General features: G+C 55.9%; 16 protein-coding genes. 8 read left to right on the top strand and 8 right to left on the bottom strand.

Annotated features, from left to right (window positions below; all coding sequences use genetic code 11):
• The first annotated feature begins 397 nt into the window (after positions 1-397).
• Together purH and purD are read left to right on the top strand one after the other, a co-directional pair.
• Positions 398-1,987, top strand: coding sequence for a bifunctional phosphoribosylaminoimidazolecarboxamide formyltransferase/IMP cyclohydrolase (purH, locus tag NA330_RS22560; protein WP_023203722.1), 1,590 nt, complete (start codon positions 398-400; stop codon positions 1,985-1,987).
• A 15-nt stretch (positions 1,988-2,002) separates the two neighbouring features.
• Positions 2,003-3,292 carry a phosphoribosylamine--glycine ligase gene (gene purD / locus NA330_RS22565; protein ID WP_023203721.1) on the top strand — a complete coding sequence of 430 codons (1,290 nt, stop codon included), beginning with the start codon at positions 2,003-2,005 and terminating at the stop codon, positions 3,290-3,292.
• Here purD and zraR read toward each other — a convergent pair.
• Together zraR and zraS are read right to left on the bottom strand one after the other, a co-directional pair.
• On the bottom strand, positions 3,289-4,614 hold the full coding sequence (gene zraR / locus NA330_RS22570) for a sigma-54-dependent response regulator transcription factor ZraR (protein WP_000617933.1): 1,326 nt from the start codon (positions 4,612-4,614) through the stop codon (positions 3,289-3,291). The two genes, purD and zraR, sit on opposite strands and share 4 nt — an antisense overlap.
• A gap of 5 nt (positions 4,615-4,619) precedes the next feature.
• Complete coding sequence (zraS, locus tag NA330_RS22575; protein ID WP_023203720.1) at positions 4,620-6,017, bottom strand: two-component system sensor histidine kinase ZraS; 1,398 nt, start codon at positions 6,015-6,017, stop codon at positions 4,620-4,622.
• 253 nt (positions 6,018-6,270) lie between these two features.
• Here zraS and zraP point away from each other — a divergent pair, with 253 nt between their 5' ends.
• Positions 6,271-6,726 (top strand): zinc resistance sensor/chaperone ZraP, encoded by a 456-nt coding sequence (gene zraP / locus NA330_RS22580; RefSeq protein WP_000828129.1) that lies wholly within the window; start codon positions 6,271-6,273, stop codon positions 6,724-6,726.
• 41 nt (positions 6,727-6,767) lie between these two features.
• On the opposite strand, the gene NA330_RS22585 is transcribed toward zraP, so the two are convergent.
• The 6 genes from NA330_RS22585 to nudC all read right to left on the bottom strand — a co-directional run bounded on the left by NA330_RS22585 (position 6,768) and on the right by nudC (position 11,122).
• The gene (locus NA330_RS22585; RefSeq protein ID WP_001083931.1) at positions 6,768-7,460 is read right to left on the bottom strand and encodes a DUF1481 domain-containing protein; all 693 of its coding nucleotides are present in this window, start codon (positions 7,458-7,460) and stop codon (positions 6,768-6,770) included.
• 11 nt (positions 7,461-7,471) lie between these two features.
• A complete protein-coding gene (gene hupA / locus NA330_RS22590) occupies positions 7,472-7,744 on the bottom strand; it encodes a nucleoid-associated protein HU-alpha (RefSeq protein ID WP_001044509.1) in 273 nt (90 codons plus the stop codon).
• Between the two features lie 186 nt (positions 7,745-7,930).
• On the bottom strand, positions 7,931-8,521 hold the full coding sequence (locus NA330_RS22595) for a YjaG family protein (RefSeq protein WP_000940092.1): 591 nt from the start codon (positions 8,519-8,521) through the stop codon (positions 7,931-7,933).
• 41 nt (positions 8,522-8,562) lie between these two features.
• Positions 8,563-9,234 (bottom strand): deoxyribonuclease V, encoded by a 672-nt coding sequence (gene nfi / locus NA330_RS22600; RefSeq protein WP_000362364.1) that lies wholly within the window; start codon positions 9,232-9,234, stop codon positions 8,563-8,565.
• A 9-nt stretch (positions 9,235-9,243) separates the two neighbouring features.
• Positions 9,244-10,308, bottom strand: a complete 1,065-nt coding sequence (hemE, locus tag NA330_RS22605; RefSeq protein WP_000137620.1) for a uroporphyrinogen decarboxylase — start codon at positions 10,306-10,308, stop codon at positions 9,244-9,246.
• Between the two features lie 40 nt (positions 10,309-10,348).
• Positions 10,349-11,122 (bottom strand): NAD(+) diphosphatase, encoded by a 774-nt coding sequence (gene nudC / locus NA330_RS22610; protein ID WP_000373960.1) that lies wholly within the window; start codon positions 11,120-11,122, stop codon positions 10,349-10,351.
• 92 nt (positions 11,123-11,214) lie between these two features.
• On the opposite strand from nudC, the gene rsd reads away from it, so the two are divergent.
• The 5 genes from rsd to thiS all read left to right on the top strand — a co-directional run bounded on the left by rsd (position 11,215) and on the right by thiS (position 15,529).
• A complete protein-coding gene (gene rsd, locus NA330_RS22615) occupies positions 11,215-11,703 on the top strand; it encodes a sigma D regulator (RefSeq protein WP_000934315.1) in 489 nt (162 codons plus the stop codon).
• A 363-nt stretch (positions 11,704-12,066) separates the two neighbouring features.
• The gene (gene thiC, locus NA330_RS22620) at positions 12,067-13,962 is read left to right on the top strand and encodes a phosphomethylpyrimidine synthase ThiC (RefSeq protein WP_023241985.1); all 1,896 of its coding nucleotides are present in this window, start codon (positions 12,067-12,069) and stop codon (positions 13,960-13,962) included.
• On the top strand, positions 13,962-14,597 hold the full coding sequence (gene thiE / locus NA330_RS22625) for a thiamine phosphate synthase (RefSeq protein ID WP_023241984.1): 636 nt from the start codon (positions 13,962-13,964) through the stop codon (positions 14,595-14,597). Before thiC ends, thiE begins: the two co-directional genes overlap by 1 nt.
• On the top strand, positions 14,590-15,348 hold the full coding sequence (gene thiF, locus NA330_RS22630; protein ID WP_023241983.1) for a thiazole biosynthesis adenylyltransferase ThiF: 759 nt from the start codon (positions 14,590-14,592) through the stop codon (positions 15,346-15,348). The genes thiE and thiF overlap by 8 nt, the downstream gene beginning before the upstream one ends.
• The gene (thiS, locus tag NA330_RS22635; protein WP_023241982.1) at positions 15,329-15,529 is read left to right on the top strand and encodes a sulfur carrier protein ThiS; all 201 of its coding nucleotides are present in this window, start codon (positions 15,329-15,331) and stop codon (positions 15,527-15,529) included. Before thiF ends, thiS begins: the two co-directional genes overlap by 20 nt.

A 15,529-nucleotide genomic window follows, 5' to 3' on the forward strand; every position in this document is an offset into this window, starting at 1 on the left:
TTTTCTCTTCAACCGACCGGCTGTTTGTGTGAAGTGATTCACATCCGCCGTGTCGATGGAGGCGCATTATAGGGAGTTCTCTGCTGACCGCAATAGAAAAATTGCAGAAAAATGACTGTTTGCTGCATTCCCCAGCAAAACCTCTGGTTATACCAATTTACGCACAGACTTATCCACAAAATATGCGTTCATTTCCTGGATCTTCTCACTCTGCAAACGATCTTTCAGGGATAAAAGCCGGGCCAGAATTTAAAAAGAAAAATTCGCGAGCGTTGCGCAAACGTTTTCGTTACAATGTCGCCGCAAAATGAGAATGCCCCATAAGGGGCGTTAGCTGAGTTTTTCACGAAAAATTCAGCTAACGCTCTCTGTAATCGTCAAATCCAGGGGATTTACCATGCAACAACGTCGTCCAGTCCGCCGCGCTCTGCTCAGTGTTTCTGACAAGGCCGGTATCATCGAATTCGCCCAGGCACTTTCCGCACGCGGTGTGGAGCTGCTGTCTACGGGGGGCACAGCCCGCCTGTTAGCAGAAAAAGGCCTGCCGGTGACCGAAGTTTCCGATTACACCGGTTTCCCGGAAATGATGGATGGACGCGTAAAGACCCTGCATCCAAAAGTCCACGGCGGCATCCTCGGTCGCCGCGGCCAGGACGATGCCATTATGGAACAGCACCACATCGCCCCTATCGATATGGTTGTCGTTAACCTGTATCCGTTCGCCGAGACCGTAGCACGCGAAGGTTGCTCGCTGGAAGATGCGGTAGAGAACATCGATATCGGTGGCCCAACGATGGTGCGCTCCGCCGCGAAGAACCATAAAGACGTGGCCATCGTGGTGAAGAGCAGCGACTACGACGCCATTATTAAAGAGATGGATGCTAACGAAGGCTCTCTGACCCTCGACACCCGTTTCGATCTCGCGATTAAAGCCTTCGAACACACCGCCGCCTACGACAGCATGATCGCCAACTACTTCGGCAGTATGGTTCCGGCTTACCACGGTGAAGGCAAAGAAGCCGCCGGTCGCTTCCCGCGTACGCTGAATCTGAACTTCATTAAGAAGCAGGATATGCGCTATGGCGAGAACAGCCACCAGCAGGCTGCCTTCTATATAGAAGAGAATGTGAAAGAAGCGTCCGTTGCCACTGCACAACAGGTGCAGGGCAAAGCGCTTTCCTACAACAATATCGCCGATACCGACGCGGCGCTGGAGTGTGTGAAAGCGTTCAACGAGCCAGCCTGCGTAATTGTCAAGCACGCTAACCCGTGCGGCGTGGCGGTGAGCACCACTATTCTCGACGCTTACGACCGTGCGTATAAAACCGACCCAACCTCCGCGTTCGGCGGCATTATCGCCTTCAACCGCGAACTGGATGCCGAAACCGCGCAGGCCATCATCTCCCGCCAGTTCGTGGAAGTGATCATCGCCCCGTCCGCGACCGAAGATGCGCTGAAAATCACGGCTGCCAAGCAGAATGTGCGCGTACTGACCTGTGGTCAGTGGGCACAGCGCGTACCTGGTCTGGACTTCAAACGCGTTAACGGCGGCCTGCTGGTTCAGGACAGGGATCTGGGTATGGTCACCGAAGGTGAACTGCGCGTGGTTTCCAAACGCCAGCCGACCGAGCAGGAGCTGCGTGACGCGCTGTTCTGCTGGAAGGTAGCCAAGTTCGTGAAATCCAACGCTATTGTGTATGCCAAAGAGAACATGACCATCGGTATAGGCGCAGGCCAGATGAGCCGCGTGTACTCCGCCAAAATCGCCGGGATTAAAGCGGCTGACGAAGGTCTGGAAGTGAAAGGCTCCGCGATGGCTTCCGACGCCTTCTTCCCGTTCCGTGACGGTATTGATGCCGCTGCCGCTGTCGGCGTGAGCTGCGTTATCCAGCCTGGCGGTTCTATCCGTGATGATGAAGTCATTGCCGCTGCCGATGAACACGGCATTGCGATGATCTTCACCGACATGCGCCACTTCCGCCATTAATTCAGGGAACAGACGATGAAAGTTTTAGTCATTGGTAACGGCGGGCGCGAACACGCGCTGGCCTGGAAAGCCGCACAGTCGCCGCTGGTTGATACCGTTTTTGTCGCACCGGGTAACGCCGGTACCGCGCTGGAGCCAGCGTTGCAGAACGTGGCTATCGGCGTCACCGATATTCCGGCGCTGCTGAGCTTTGCCCGGGACGAGAAGATCGATCTGACCATCGTCGGCCCGGAAGCGCCGCTGGTGATTGGCGTGGTCGATGCCTTCCGCGCGGCGGGCCTGAAGATCTTTGGCCCAACCGAAGGAGCCGCCCAACTGGAAGGATCCAAAGCGTTCACCAAAGATTTCCTCGCTCGTCACCAGATTCCGACGGCGGAATACCAGAATTTCACCGAGATTGAGCCAGCCCTGGCTTATCTGCGTGAGAAAGGCGCGCCGATCGTCATCAAAGCTGACGGTCTGGCTGCCGGTAAAGGCGTTATCGTGGCGATGACGCTGGAAGAAGCCGAAGCTGCCGTTCATGACATGCTGGCGGGTAACGCTTTTGGTGATGCGGGACATCGTATCGTCATCGAAGAGTTCCTCGACGGCGAAGAAGCGAGCTTTATCGTGATGGTCGACGGCGAGCACGTGCTGCCGATGGCCACCAGCCAGGACCACAAACGCGTGGGCAATGGCGATACCGGCCCGAATACCGGCGGTATGGGGGCCTACTCACCGGCGCCGGTGGTGACTGATGAAGTGCACCAGCGCACCATGGAACGCATCATCTGGCCAACCGTAAAAGGCATGGCGGCGGAAGGGAATACCTATACCGGGTTCCTGTACGCGGGTCTGATGATCGACAAGCAGGGCAACCCGAAAGTTATCGAGTTCAACTGCCGCTTCGGCGATCCGGAAACCCAGCCGATCATGCTACGCATGAAGTCGGACCTGGTGGATCTTTGCCTGGCCGCCTGCGACGGCAAGCTGGATGAGAAAACCTCCGAGTGGGACGAACGCGCTTCATTAGGCGTGGTGATCGCCGCGGGCGGTTATCCGGGCAATTACAATACTGGCGATGAGATCCACGGCCTGCCGCTGGAAGACGCGGCTGACGGTAAGGTTTTCCACGCCGGAACTAAACTCGCTGATGGCAACCGCGTGTTGACCAGCGGCGGCCGCGTACTGTGCGCCACCGCGCTGGGCCACACCGTGGCCGAAGCGCAGAAACGCGCTTACGCCCTGATGACCGACATCCGCTGGGACGGCAGCTTCAGCCGTAACGACATCGGCTGGCGCGCCATCGAGCGTGAACAGAACTAACGGCTGAGTTTAGCCAGCAGCGTTTTGCGCGTAATGCCCAATTGACGGGCGGCTTCGGTTTTGTTGCCGCCCGTTTTTTCCAGCGCCGCCAGAATCACCTCTTTTTCGACGTCCACCAGCGGTTGGATCTCACCACTGTATTCCGTTTTTATCGGCGTCGCGGTAATAGCGAGAGGCAATTCGCGTTCAGAAATGTATTCTCCCGTCAGCAACACCACCGCCCGCTCGATAGCGTTTTCCAGTTCACGGATATTGCCCGGCCAGTCGTAGTGGATCAGCAGATCCATCGCCTGCGGCGTAAACCCCTTCACCGCTTTTCGGTTACGTTCGGCAAAACGCCGCAGAAAATGGTCTGCCAGTAGCGGAATATCTTCCCGACGCTGGCGCAAAGAAGGCATTTCAATCGCCACCACATTCAGGCGGTAATAGAGATCCTGGCGAAAACGACCAGCACTCACCTCTTCCGCCAGATCGCGGTGGGTAGCGGCAATCAGCCGCACATCAACCGACACGGTCTGATTGCTGCCCACACGCTGCACCTCACGTTCCTGAATCGCCCGCAGCAGGCGTACCTGCATCAGCGGTGAAATATCGCCAATTTCATCGAGGAATAAGGTGCCGCCATCCGCTTCGACAAAGCGTCCCTCCCGACGTTTATCCGCACCGGTAAACGCGCCTTTTTCGTGGCCGAACAGCTCAGACTCCAGCAGCGATTCATTAAGCGCGGCGCAGTTGAGCGTGACCAGCGGTTTATCGCTCCTGGCGCTACAGGCGTGTAGCGCCCGCGCCACCAGCTCTTTACCCGTGCCGGAGTCTCCGTGAATCAATACCGTGGCGTCTGATGGTGCGACCATCGCGATTTCATTCAGTAAATGTTGCATCGCCGGACTGCTGCCAATCATGCCAAACTGCGCAGCCGACGCCGATGGCAATTCAGCGCCCGTTTCCCGCGTATGCGCCAACGCCTTTTCCAGCGTCTCCTGCAGACGGTCAAAATCCAGCGGTTTAATTAAATAGTCGAGCGCACCGGCTTTCAACGCCTCTACCGCCGTTTCCACGCTGGAGAATGCCGTCATAATCAAAATCGGAATGGCGGGGTTGAGCGCTTTAATCTCCTTCAGCGTGGCGATACCGTCCATCTCCGCCATACGCACATCGCACAGTACCAGATCAAAGACTTTCTCACGCACCTGAGCCAACGCATCATGCCCACTGTAGGCCAGAGCGACGTTATAGCCCCAGCCCCGAAGCAGCGCCTGTAAAATCGTGCAGTGGCTTACATCATCATCCACAACCAGAATATCGATTTTTCCGCGTATCACCCTTGTTAATCCTGTTGTCTCGCTATCACTGGCAACCAGATAGTAAAGACCGCGCCTTTACCCTCAATACTTTTCACCTTAATCGCACCGCCATGCTGTTCGATGATATTTTGCACCACAGCCAGCCCCAGGCCTGTCCCGTCAGCTTTGGTCGTAAAATAAGGCGTAAAAATCGCCTCCAGCTGATCCGGGGCGATCCCTTTCCCGCTATCGGTAACAGTGATGATAACGCGGTCGGTCCCACTTTCTTTTGCCTCTACGGTAATCGTTCCCTGGCGGCCAATCGCATGAATAGCGTTCAGGTACAGATTCAACAGCACCTGAGTCAGCCTGTCCGGGTCAGCCTGAATACGCTTAAGCGTCTCATTCGCCGTGAACCTCAACTGAATCTCTCTGCTTTGGGCATCCTGACTGACCAGATTCAGGGAGTGAGTAATAATATCATTGAGGTTAACCGTCTGGAGCGTCAGATGCGCGGGCTTTACCAGTTCGAGCAATTCGCTTACCACCCGGTTCAAACGGTCGGCCTCTTTGGCCATCACCTGCGCCAGTTCATGCGACTCGCCACCGGCTGGCGTGCGCTCGGCAAAGTATTTCGCCAGCCCTTTGATGGACGAGAGCGGGTTACGAATTTCGTGCGCGACGCCCGCCGCCAGATGCCCCATTGCCACCAGCTTTTCTTTACGCTTCATTGCATCAAGCAGTTCTCTGTGCGAGCGCTGATAACGCTGATGCCAAAAAAACGCCAGTAACGTTGCCAACAGCACCGCCGCTAACGCAGACAAAACAATCAGCGTATTACGCCACTCCCTTGCCTGTGTCGCGGCCAGCTCGCTGGCGTCAAAGGCAATAAAAATAGTTTGTTTCGCTGGTTCGTCGTCATTGGCGCTACGCGCCATGCCGTGCCCCCTCATACCGTGACCTCTCATACCGAAAAGCGGCTGGAACTGACGGTAAATTTCCAGCGCAGGTATCGTCTCGCCGTTAGCAGCAACGTCGACACGCCGCCAACGCTCCTGCGGCCCGGGGTTTAGTTGATGCATTTCAGATGCGGAATAGAGCGATTTGCCCACCATGCCAGGGTTGCTATGAGTGATGATTACCCCCTGCGCATCCGTTACGGCGAACCACAACACGCCTGGCTGACCCGCCATCTCTTCCAGCAATGTCTGCTGCTGCGCGTGATGCATCCGCATTCCCATACCTACTCGCGTGCCGGACTCCAGAGCGCGAATGAGTACATTTCCCTTTTCCAGCAGCGTCTGCCTGGCGGCAGCGCTCTCACGGCCATAGTCGCGAATGACCATAATGGAAAATAGCCCCACCAGAATGAAGATCGCCACAGGTAACAGTCGACTCAACCACGTTGCAGCAGCATCTTTATGTAATCGTATAAAACTCACAGGATTCCCCGGCTCGTTTTTATTTTCCTTACTTAAGCAGAGATCATGCCATTCTTCGCTCCGCATAACCGCGCGGTGTCGCACACCCTTTCGGATACTAGTGGGTAAAAATGACTCGCCAGGCGGGTCATGCGAGTCATTTTTACTCGCTTTTTGCCGCCTGAAGCGGGTTAACTCGCTGCCCGACAAGGAATAGTTACCTGGCACGGAAGATGCAAGAGAGAGGATAAGATGAGCAACAGGAGAACGCAAAATGAAACGGAACAATAAATCAGCTATCGCGCTAATCGCCCTCTCTCTTTTGGCCCTGAGCTCCGGCGCCGCCTTCGCCGGGCATCACTGGGGCAACAATGACGGTATGTGGCAACAGGGAGGTAGCCCGTTAACCACGGAACAGCAGGCGACGGCGCAGAAGATTTATGATGATTACTATACGCAGACCAGCGCGCTGCGCCAGCAACTGATATCCAAACGTTATGAATACAACGCGCTACTGACCGCCAGTTCGCCGGATACTGCGAAAATTAACGCGGTTGCCAAAGAGATGGAGTCATTAGGCCAGAAGTTAGATGAGCAACGCGTGAAACGGGATGTCGCGATGGCGCAGGCTGGCATACCACGCGGCGCAGGAATGGGCTATGGCGGTTGCGGCGGCTATGGCGGCGGTTATCATCGCGGCGGCGGTCATATGGGTATGGGAAACTGGTAAAGCATGTTTGCCGAATGGCGGCTTCGCCATTCGGTATTCCATCAAAAGGTTTTCGCTTGCGGCTGCCAGTGACAGAAATCTGAATTCGCCACCAGCAAAAGTTGCGATCCTTCCGGCGCCTCCAGCCATGCTACGCTCACCTCTACCGATGAGTGGTTCTGGCGGCGCTCAATGTGGCTTATTGCCCAGGAATCCAGATCCGGTTTCAGCGTTTCACCTTCACAGGTGGTTACCGTATGGTCGGCGTGCCAGCGTCCCTGGCGTAGTATGACCCGCCCCAGGCGCAAGGCGTCGCTGGTCTGACGGATTTGTTCGGCGCGATAGCGATACAAGGCAATCTGATCGTTGGAAAGCTGCTGCTTCTGCCCCCCGACTTCACGCTGCATAAAACTGAGTTCGCCATGAGCGTCGAAACGCGCGCGAATATGTTCTGGCGGTTTGCTGTAAATATTGAGTTCAATAAGCGAAAGCGTATCACCCTGCCAACGATATTCGCTGGTCGTCGTGCTGCCGCTATGCCACGGGCTAAAAACAGAAAGCAGATGGACTTCATCGTTCGTATCTTTACGCCAGATACGCACCGCGCCGTGATCGCCGGCAAAGCCGCTGGCAGTAAACGGAGGCGGTGAAGCGTTATGACTGCAGGCAGTCAGCAACAGCGCGCCAGAAAACAGAAACGCGCGACGCCAGACGGACAAAAGGGGCTGACGAGCCCCTTCGATAAAACTGTTCACAGCTACGCGTCTTACTTAACTGCGTCTTTCAGAGCTTTACCAGAAACAAACGCCGGTACGTTAGCGGCGGCGATTTTGATTTCTTTACCGGTCTGTGGGTTACGGCCAGTGCGCTCAGCACGGTGGTTCACTTTGAAGGTACCGAAACCAACCAGTTGTACAGCATCGCCTTCTTTCAGAGACTCAGTAATAGCAGCCAGAGTGGATTCCAGAGCAGCTTTAGCCTGGGTTTTGGACAGTTCTGCTTTGTCTGCAATTACATCAATCAGTTGAGTCTTGTTCATAAGTTATCCTTACAATGTGTTTATCGCTTGCTAAGCATCGAGTGCGACGGAAATGCCAGAAAAGCACTCTCCTGCATACACGCACCGATAGCCACTTTTTTTCGCCTCCCAAATGTAGACCAGACGGGGGGCATAAGGGAAGCCTTATGGCACGACAAATCAGACGTTAAATCACGTTTTCTGGTGTCATTGCTGAAAATTTATACCGATATTGCTCTCACCAGCCTCGCGCAGGTCTGCCCTGAGCCCTTTTATCAGTTCAATATCGCGTTCTTCGCAGTCGGCTAAAAGTCGGAATATTTCCCACTGAATATCCCATTCCTGTTCAACGGCAGGGTTCGTTTTGAGCTCCTCATCGGTCATTTCCCGACCAGCCTGAGTCATTTCCAACATCGCCACCGTAGTAATAGAAGTCTTACTAACCTCAATAGCGTGTTCCAGCGTTTCGCCGCTAAGACGAGAATGCATTAATTCGCTTAATGCGACACAGGCATCAATCGCCGGATAAACGCCGTACAGATCATAGTCGTCAGCTGCCGGAATTGCCTCTTCAAACTTCTCCAGTTGGCTATCGAAATTGACCTTTGCATCTTTCACCGTCAGGGTTTCCCAGATCAGATCCAGAATGCGACGGTAGATCTGTCCGTCGCCGAATTCCGTCTGCTTGCAAAACATGGCGTAGTTCGGGTACATGCGCTCGCACAAGCAGGCCATAAAGGTAACGTGCTGCCAGCTTTCCAGCCGCTCCAGACGCAAATGAATCGGGTTTTGTAACATGATGGAATCTCGAATCGGAAATTAGCGGCAGTTTACCTGAATCAGCGCTGAATTTCTTGCCAACGAACAAACGCCGGACGCCCGGAAGCGACCGCATCCGCCCAGCGCGTCGGCTCCGGCAGGCGATACCCTTTCATACAGCGCTGTACCCACGCCAGCGCGCTGTCAGTACTGACCCGGTGCCCCGTCGCGATAAACAGCGGATTACAGCGCGCCTTGCTGCGCCATACCCACGCCAGTTGCTCGCCTTTATCCATTAAGGGGCTAAGTGTGCCAGGTTCGGTGGAAAGTGGCTCAAATTTACCGCATAGCCGTTTTTTCGCCACGCCGATGGTCGGCACGTCCACCAACAGTCCAAAATGACTGGCGACGCCAAGCCGACGCGGATGCGAAATACCGTGACCGTCCACAAACAGCAAATCGGGCTTTTGCGAGAGCTGTTCCCACGCCGCCAGCAGCGCAGGATATTCACGAAAAGAGAGGAAGCCGGGGATATACGGCATGGTGGTGGCAATACGCGCCACCTTGTACTCGACCAGTTCAAGCGACGGATATTTCAGCAATACCATCGCCGCCCGCGTCACCTCGCCGCCCTGCTCAAAACCGACGTCCGCCCCGCCGATAAACGCTGGCGGATCTTTGTCCAGGCGATCTTCGCGGCAAACCGATGAAGCAAGTTCTATCTGTTGAGCGCGTAGCGACGCGAGATCCATACTAACTCCTTAGCTGTGATACTGCGCAGAAAGTCGGTGCACTGCCTCCACAAATGCGCCAGCATGTTCTGGCGGCACATCCTGATGGATGCCATGTCCAAGGTTAAAGACGTGCCCTTCTCCCTGACCGAAACCAGCAAGTATAGTCGCTACTTCGTCTTCGATCCGTGCCGGCGGCGCATACAGCATCGAGGGGTCCATATTGCCCTGCAGCGCCACTTTATGGCCAACGCGACGGCGCGCATCGGCGATATCTGTCGTCCAGTCGAGACCCAGCGCGTCGCAGCCGGTTTCCGCCATCGCCTCCAGCCACTGACCGCCACCTTTAGTGAACAGCGTTACCGGCACGCGGCGACCGTCGTTTTCACGCAGCAGGCCATCGACGATTTTATGCATGTAGTAGAGGGAGAACTGCTGGTAATCGCGGCCAGTCAGCACGCCGCCCCAGGTGTCGAAAATCATCACCGACTGCGCGCCCGCTTTGATTTGCGCGTTGAGGTACAGCGTGACGCTTTTCGCCAACTTATCCAGCAGCAGATGCAACGCCTGCGGGTCAGCGTACATCATCTTTTTAATCACCGTGAAGGCTTTGCTACTGCCGCCTTCCACCATGTAAGTTGCCAGCGTCCACGGGCTGCCGGAGAAGCCAATCAGCGGAACCTCGCCTTTTAGTTCGCGGCGAATCGTGCGTACCGCATTCATCACGTAGCCCAGTTCATCCTCCGGATCGGGAATGGGCAGCTTATCGACATCGGCTTTGCAGGTGACAGGAGCCGTAAAGCGCGGGCCTTCCCCGGCTTCAAAATAGAGCCCCAGGCCCATCGCGTCCGGAATCGTCAGGATATCCGAGAAAAGGATCGCCGCATCAAGCGGATAACGGCGCAGCGGCTGTAAAGTGACCTCGCAGGCCAGCTCGGCATTTTTGCACAGCGACATAAAATCGCCCGCCTGAGCGCGAGTGGCTTTGTACTCCGGTAGATAACGGCCCGCCTGGCGCATCATCCACACTGGCGTAACATCAACGGGCTGGCGCAGCAGCGCACGTAGATAACGATCGTTTTTGAGTTCGGTCATTTTTACATTCCTTTAGCGTTGATGCGCCCAGTGTAACATGTCAATCATATTCAGCCCGACACATTGCCACCGTATCTTCGATCAAACGGCGCGCGACGGTGCCCGGCGGCGGCAGTAGCGGCAGATCGTCATAACGGTACCAATTTGCTTCCAACAGTTCTTTCGGGTCGATGACAATCTCGCCGCTGTCATACTCCGCCATAAAAGCGGTCATCAACGACTGCGGGAAAGGCCACGGCTGGGAAGTCACATAGCGCAGATTTTTCACCTTAATCCCGCTCTCCTCCATTACCTCTCGCGCGACCGCCTGTTCTAAGGTTTCGCCGACTTCAACAAACCCGGCCAGTACCGTATGCACGCCGTTGCGGTGGCGAACGTGCCGGGCCAGCAGGATGGAATCCTCACGGCGAATGGCAACAATAATGCAGGGGGCAATTTGCGGATAGTAGCGTTCGCGGCAATGGCTGCACAGCATCGCCCATTCGGTTTTACTCGGGTGCATAGGGTGCCCGCAATAGCCGCAAAATTTATGCGATCGGTAAAACTCCGCCAACTGTACGCCACGTCCCGCCAGTTGGAACAACCCTGCATCCTGATCGATAACCTGGCGAACCGATCCCATATCATGGCGTCGATGCTGTAACACCAGCCAGACGGGCTCGCCTTGCCATTCACCTATCCGGAGTGCGCGCTGCCCCACAAGATCGAAATTTGCTGCCAGCCCGTGTGGTAATTCCCCATACGGCAACCATAATTTTTGTTCATGGCTGACGATCCACCAGCCACTCTCTAATTTTTCAATTATACGATCCATAGCTCTTGCACTACCTTTGCTTCACTGGCATGTTGTTAACATTATTTTTACATTCATGGCGAGCAGCCTTTATCTAACTTGCGGAGACAATCATGCTAAACCAGCTGGAAAACCTGACGGAGCGCGTTGGCGGAAGCAACAAACTGGTCGATCGCTGGCTGGATGTACGTAAGCACCTGCTCGTGGCTTACTACAATCTGGTTGGCATTAAGCCTGGCAAAGAATCGTACATGCGGCTGAATGAAAAAGCGCTGGATGATTTTTGTCAGAGCCTGGTCGATTACCTTTCCGCCGGGCACTTCAGTATTTATGAACGTATTCTCCATAAATTGGAAGGAAACGGTCAGCTTTTACATGCGGCAAAAATCTGGCCGCTGCTGGAAGATAATACGCAGCGCATTATGGATTATTACGACACCAGCCTGGAAACTGCCATCGATCACGATAATTGTCTCGAATTTCAACAAGCTCTGTCAGATATCGGCGAAGCGCTGGAAGCCCGCTTTGTGCTGGAAGACAAGCTGATTATGCTGGTGTTTGACGCGATGCACGACGGCGCCAGAGTCAAACGTCCCGCTTGAGTTCTGCGCGAGTAACAGGTAGTTTACTTCAGCCCCCTCTTCGGAGGGGCGGTTATCTTGTCGGAGTGCTAATTTTCCACAAAAGCGTTCGTGATGCGTCAAGGCGGCAAGTCGGTGAATCTCCAGGAGCTTACATAAGTAAGTGACTGGAGTGAGCGGACGAAGCCAACGAAGAGGCAGCGCGAAGGATGAAGTGGAAAAGGCTGAGACCGTTAATTCGGGATCCGCGGAACCTGATCAGGTTAATACCTGCGAAGGGAACAAGAGTAATTCTGCTTTATGCTGCTGCCTTTACGGGCGGCGCACATCCATTACTCCATCCGTCGTCTGACAAGCCACGTCCTTAATTTTTTGGAATGAGCTATGTCTACAACAACGTTAACCCGCCGCGAGCAGCGCGCTAAAGCCCAGCATTTTATCGATACGCTGGAAGGGACTGCCTTTCCCAACTCGAAACGCATCTACGTGACCGGTTCGCAGCATGATATTCGCGTACCGATGCGCGAAATTCAACTTAGCCCGACGCTTATCGGCGGCAGTAAAGACAACCCGCAGTTTGAAGAGAACGAAGCCGTGCCGGTGTACGACACCTCCGGCCCCTATGGCGATCCTGAGGTGGCGATTAACGTCCAGCAGGGTCTGGCGAAACTGCGCCAGCCGTGGATTGATGCACGCAACGATAGCGAAGAATTAGACGACCGTAGCTCGGCTTATACCAGAGAACGTCTGGCCGACGATGGCCTGGACGATCTGCGTTTTACCGGCCTGCTGACGCCAAAACGCGCCAAAGCCGGACACCGCGTGACGCAACTTCATTATGCCCGCCAGGGGATCGTCACTCCCGAAATGGAGTTCATCGCCATCCGTGAAAATATGGGCCGCGAGCGCATTCGCAGTGAAGTGCTGCGCCACCAGCATCCGGGGATGAGCTTTGGCGCGCGCCTGCCGGAAAACATTACGCCAGAATTCGTGCGTGATGAAGTCGCCGCGGGCCGCGCGATTATTCCCGCCAACATCAACCACCCGGAATCCGAGCCGATGATTATCGGCCGCAACTTCCTGGTCAAAGTGAATGCCAACATCGGCAACTCGGCGGTCACCTCCTCTATCGAAGAAGAGGTGGAAAAATTGGTGTGGGCGACGCGCTGGGGCGCGGACACGGTGATGGACCTCTCCACCGGCCGCTATATCCACGAAACCCGCGAATGGATCCTGCGTAACAGTCCGGTACCGATCGGCACCGTCCCGATCTACCAGGCGCTGGAAAAGGTCAACGGGATCGCCGAAGATCTTACCTGGGAAGCGTTCCGCGACACGCTGCTGGAGCAGGCAGAACAGGGCGTCGACTACTTCACCATTCACGCGGGCGTACTGCTGCGCTACGTGCCGATGACCGCCAAACGCCTGACCGGCATTGTCTCACGCGGCGGTTCGATCATGGCGAAGTGGTGCCTCTCGCATCACAAAGAGAACTTCCTGTTCGAACATTTCCGCGAGATTTGTGAAATCTGCGCCGCCTACGACGTTTCCCTGTCGCTGGGCGACGGCCTGCGTCCCGGCTCCATTCAGGACGCCAACGACGAAGCGCAGTTCTCCGAGCTGCATACGCTGGGCGAATTGACCAAAATCGCCTGGGAATACGACGTGCAGGTGATGATTGAAGGCCCGGGCCACGTACCGATGCATATGATTCAGCGCAACATGACCGAAGAACTGGAGAGCTGCCACGAAGCGCCGTTCTACACTTTGGGGCCGTTGACCACTGACATCGCGCCGGGCTATGACCACTTCACCTCCGGGATCGGTGCCGCGATGATCGGCTGGTTTGGCTGCGCGATGCTGTGTTACGTGACGCCGAAAGAGCATCTCGGCCTGCCGAACAAAGAAGATGTGAAGCAGGGGCTGATCACCTACAAAATCGCCGCCCACGCCGCGGATTTAGCCAAAGGGCATCCGGGCGCGCAGATTCGCGATAACGCCATGTCGAAAGCGCGCTTCGAATTCCGCTGGGAAGACCAGTTTAACCTCGCGCTCGACCCGTTCACCGCCCGCGCTTATCACGATGAAACCCTGCCACAGGAGTCCGGCAAGATTGCCCACTTCTGCTCCATGTGCGGGCCGAAATTCTGCTCGATGAAAATCAGCCAGGAGGTCCGCGACTACGCCGCCGCGCAAGCCATTGAAGTCGGCATGGCGGATATGTCGGAAAACTTCCGCGCCAAAGGCGGCGAAATCTATCTCAAGCGGGAGGAAGTCTGATGTATCAGCCTGATTTCCCGACCGTGCCGTTCCGTCTCGGGCTTTACCCGGTGGTGGACAGCGTTGCATGGATTGAGCGCCTGCTGGAGGCAGGCGTGCGCACGATCCAGTTGCGTATCAAAGATAAGCGCGATGAAGAGGTGGAAGCGGATGTTATTGCCGCCATCGCGCTGGGGCGTCGTTATGACGCCCGGCTGTTTATCAACGATTACTGGCGGCTGGCGATTAAGCACCGCGCTTACGGCGTGCATCTGGGTCAGGAAGACCTTGAAACCACCGACCTGAAAGCGATTCAGGCGGCGGGGTTACGCCTGGGGGTATCCACTCACGATGATATGGAGATAGACATCGCGCTCGCCGCTAAACCTTCTTATATCGCGCTGGGTCATGTCTTCCCCACGCAAACCAAGCAGATGCCTTCCGCCCCGCAGGGGCTGGCGCAGCTGGCGCGGCATATTGAGCGTCTGGCAAATTACCCGACCGTCGCGATCGGCGGCATCAGCCTTGAACGCGCCCCGTCGGTGCTGGCGACCGGCGTCGGCAGCGTGGCTGTGGTTAGCGCCATTACTCAGGCCGCCGACTGGCGCGCCGCTACCGCGCAGTTACTGGATATTGCGGGGGTTGGCGATGAATGACCGCGATTTTATGCGCTACAGCCGGCAAATCCTGCTCGGCGATATCGCGATTGAAGGCCAACAAAAGCTGCTCGATAGCCATGTGCTGATTATCGGTTTAGGCGGGTTAGGTTCACCCGCCGCGCTGTATCTGGCGGGAGCAGGTATCGGCAAACTAACGCTGATAGACGATGACGACATTCATCTGAGCAATTTGCAGCGCCAGATTCTATTTACCACCGATGATATCGCGCGTTCAAAATCTCAGGTTGCCCAGCAGCGCCTGACACAGCTCAACCCGGATATCGAACTGGTATCACTCCAGCAGCGACTAAAAGGCGAGGCACTGCGGCATGCGGTAGCACGCGCCGACGTGGTGCTCGACTGTACCGATAACATGGCAACGCGCCAGGAAATTAACGCCGCCTGCGTGGCGCTCAACACACCGTTAATTTCCGCCAGCGCCGTCGGCTTTGGCGGCCAACTGATGGTCCTCACGCCACCGTGGGAACAAGGCTGTTACCGCTGCCTGTGGTCAGATGATGTCGAGCCTGAACGCAACTGCCGTACCGCTGGCGTGCTCGGACCGGTTGTTGGCGTGATGGGCACTTTGCAGGCGCTGGAGGCGATTAAATTACTCAGCGGTATTGAGACGCCCAGTGGAGAGCTACGCCTCTTTGACGGTAAAACCAGCCAGTGGCGCAGCCTGGCGCTGCATCGCGCCAGCGGCTGTCCGGTCTGCGGAGGGCAGCATGCAGATTCAGTTCAATGATGAACCGATGCAGTGCGCCGAAGGGCAAACCGTCAGTGAGCTGCTTGCTGCGCTTAATCAGCTTAAACCGGGCGCGGCGCTGGCGCTCAATCAGCAGATCCTGCCGCGCGAGCAGTGGCAGCAGCAAATCGTGCAGGAAGGCGACCAGATCCTGCTTTTTCAGGTTATTGCAGGGGGTTGA

This window comes from Salmonella sp. NW722 (genome assembly GCF_051702785.1).
Taxonomy (GTDB): domain Bacteria; phylum Pseudomonadota; class Gammaproteobacteria; order Enterobacterales; family Enterobacteriaceae; genus Salmonella; species Salmonella enterica.

Excerpts from the sequence above, each read along its gene's own strand:
- purH (WP_023203722.1), top strand. The coding sequence starts at position 398 with ATGCAACAACGTCGTCCAGTCCGCCGCGCTCTGCTCAGTGTTTCTGAC.
- purD (WP_023203721.1), top strand. The coding sequence starts at position 2,003 with ATGAAAGTTTTAGTCATTGGTAACGGCGGGCGCGAACACGCGCTGGCC.
- zraP (WP_000828129.1), top strand. The coding sequence starts at position 6,271 with ATGAAACGGAACAATAAATCAGCTATCGCGCTAATCGCCCTCTCTCTT.
- hupA (WP_001044509.1), bottom strand. The coding sequence starts at position 7,744 with ATGAACAAGACTCAACTGATTGATGTAATTGCAGACAAAGCAGAACTG.
- NA330_RS22595 (WP_000940092.1), bottom strand. The coding sequence starts at position 8,521 with ATGTTACAAAACCCGATTCATTTGCGTCTGGAGCGGCTGGAAAGCTGG.
- nfi (WP_000362364.1), bottom strand. The coding sequence starts at position 9,234 with ATGGATCTCGCGTCGCTACGCGCTCAACAGATAGAACTTGCTTCATCG.
- hemE (WP_000137620.1), bottom strand. The coding sequence starts at position 10,308 with ATGACCGAACTCAAAAACGATCGTTATCTACGTGCGCTGCTGCGCCAG.
- nudC (WP_000373960.1), bottom strand. The coding sequence starts at position 11,122 with ATGGATCGTATAATTGAAAAATTAGAGAGTGGCTGGTGGATCGTCAGC.
- rsd (WP_000934315.1), top strand. The coding sequence starts at position 11,215 with ATGCTAAACCAGCTGGAAAACCTGACGGAGCGCGTTGGCGGAAGCAAC.
- thiC (WP_023241985.1), top strand. The coding sequence starts at position 12,067 with ATGTCTACAACAACGTTAACCCGCCGCGAGCAGCGCGCTAAAGCCCAG.
- thiE (WP_023241984.1), top strand. The coding sequence starts at position 13,962 with ATGTATCAGCCTGATTTCCCGACCGTGCCGTTCCGTCTCGGGCTTTAC.
- thiF (WP_023241983.1), top strand. The coding sequence starts at position 14,590 with ATGAATGACCGCGATTTTATGCGCTACAGCCGGCAAATCCTGCTCGGC.
- thiS (WP_023241982.1), top strand. The coding sequence starts at position 15,329 with ATGCAGATTCAGTTCAATGATGAACCGATGCAGTGCGCCGAAGGGCAA.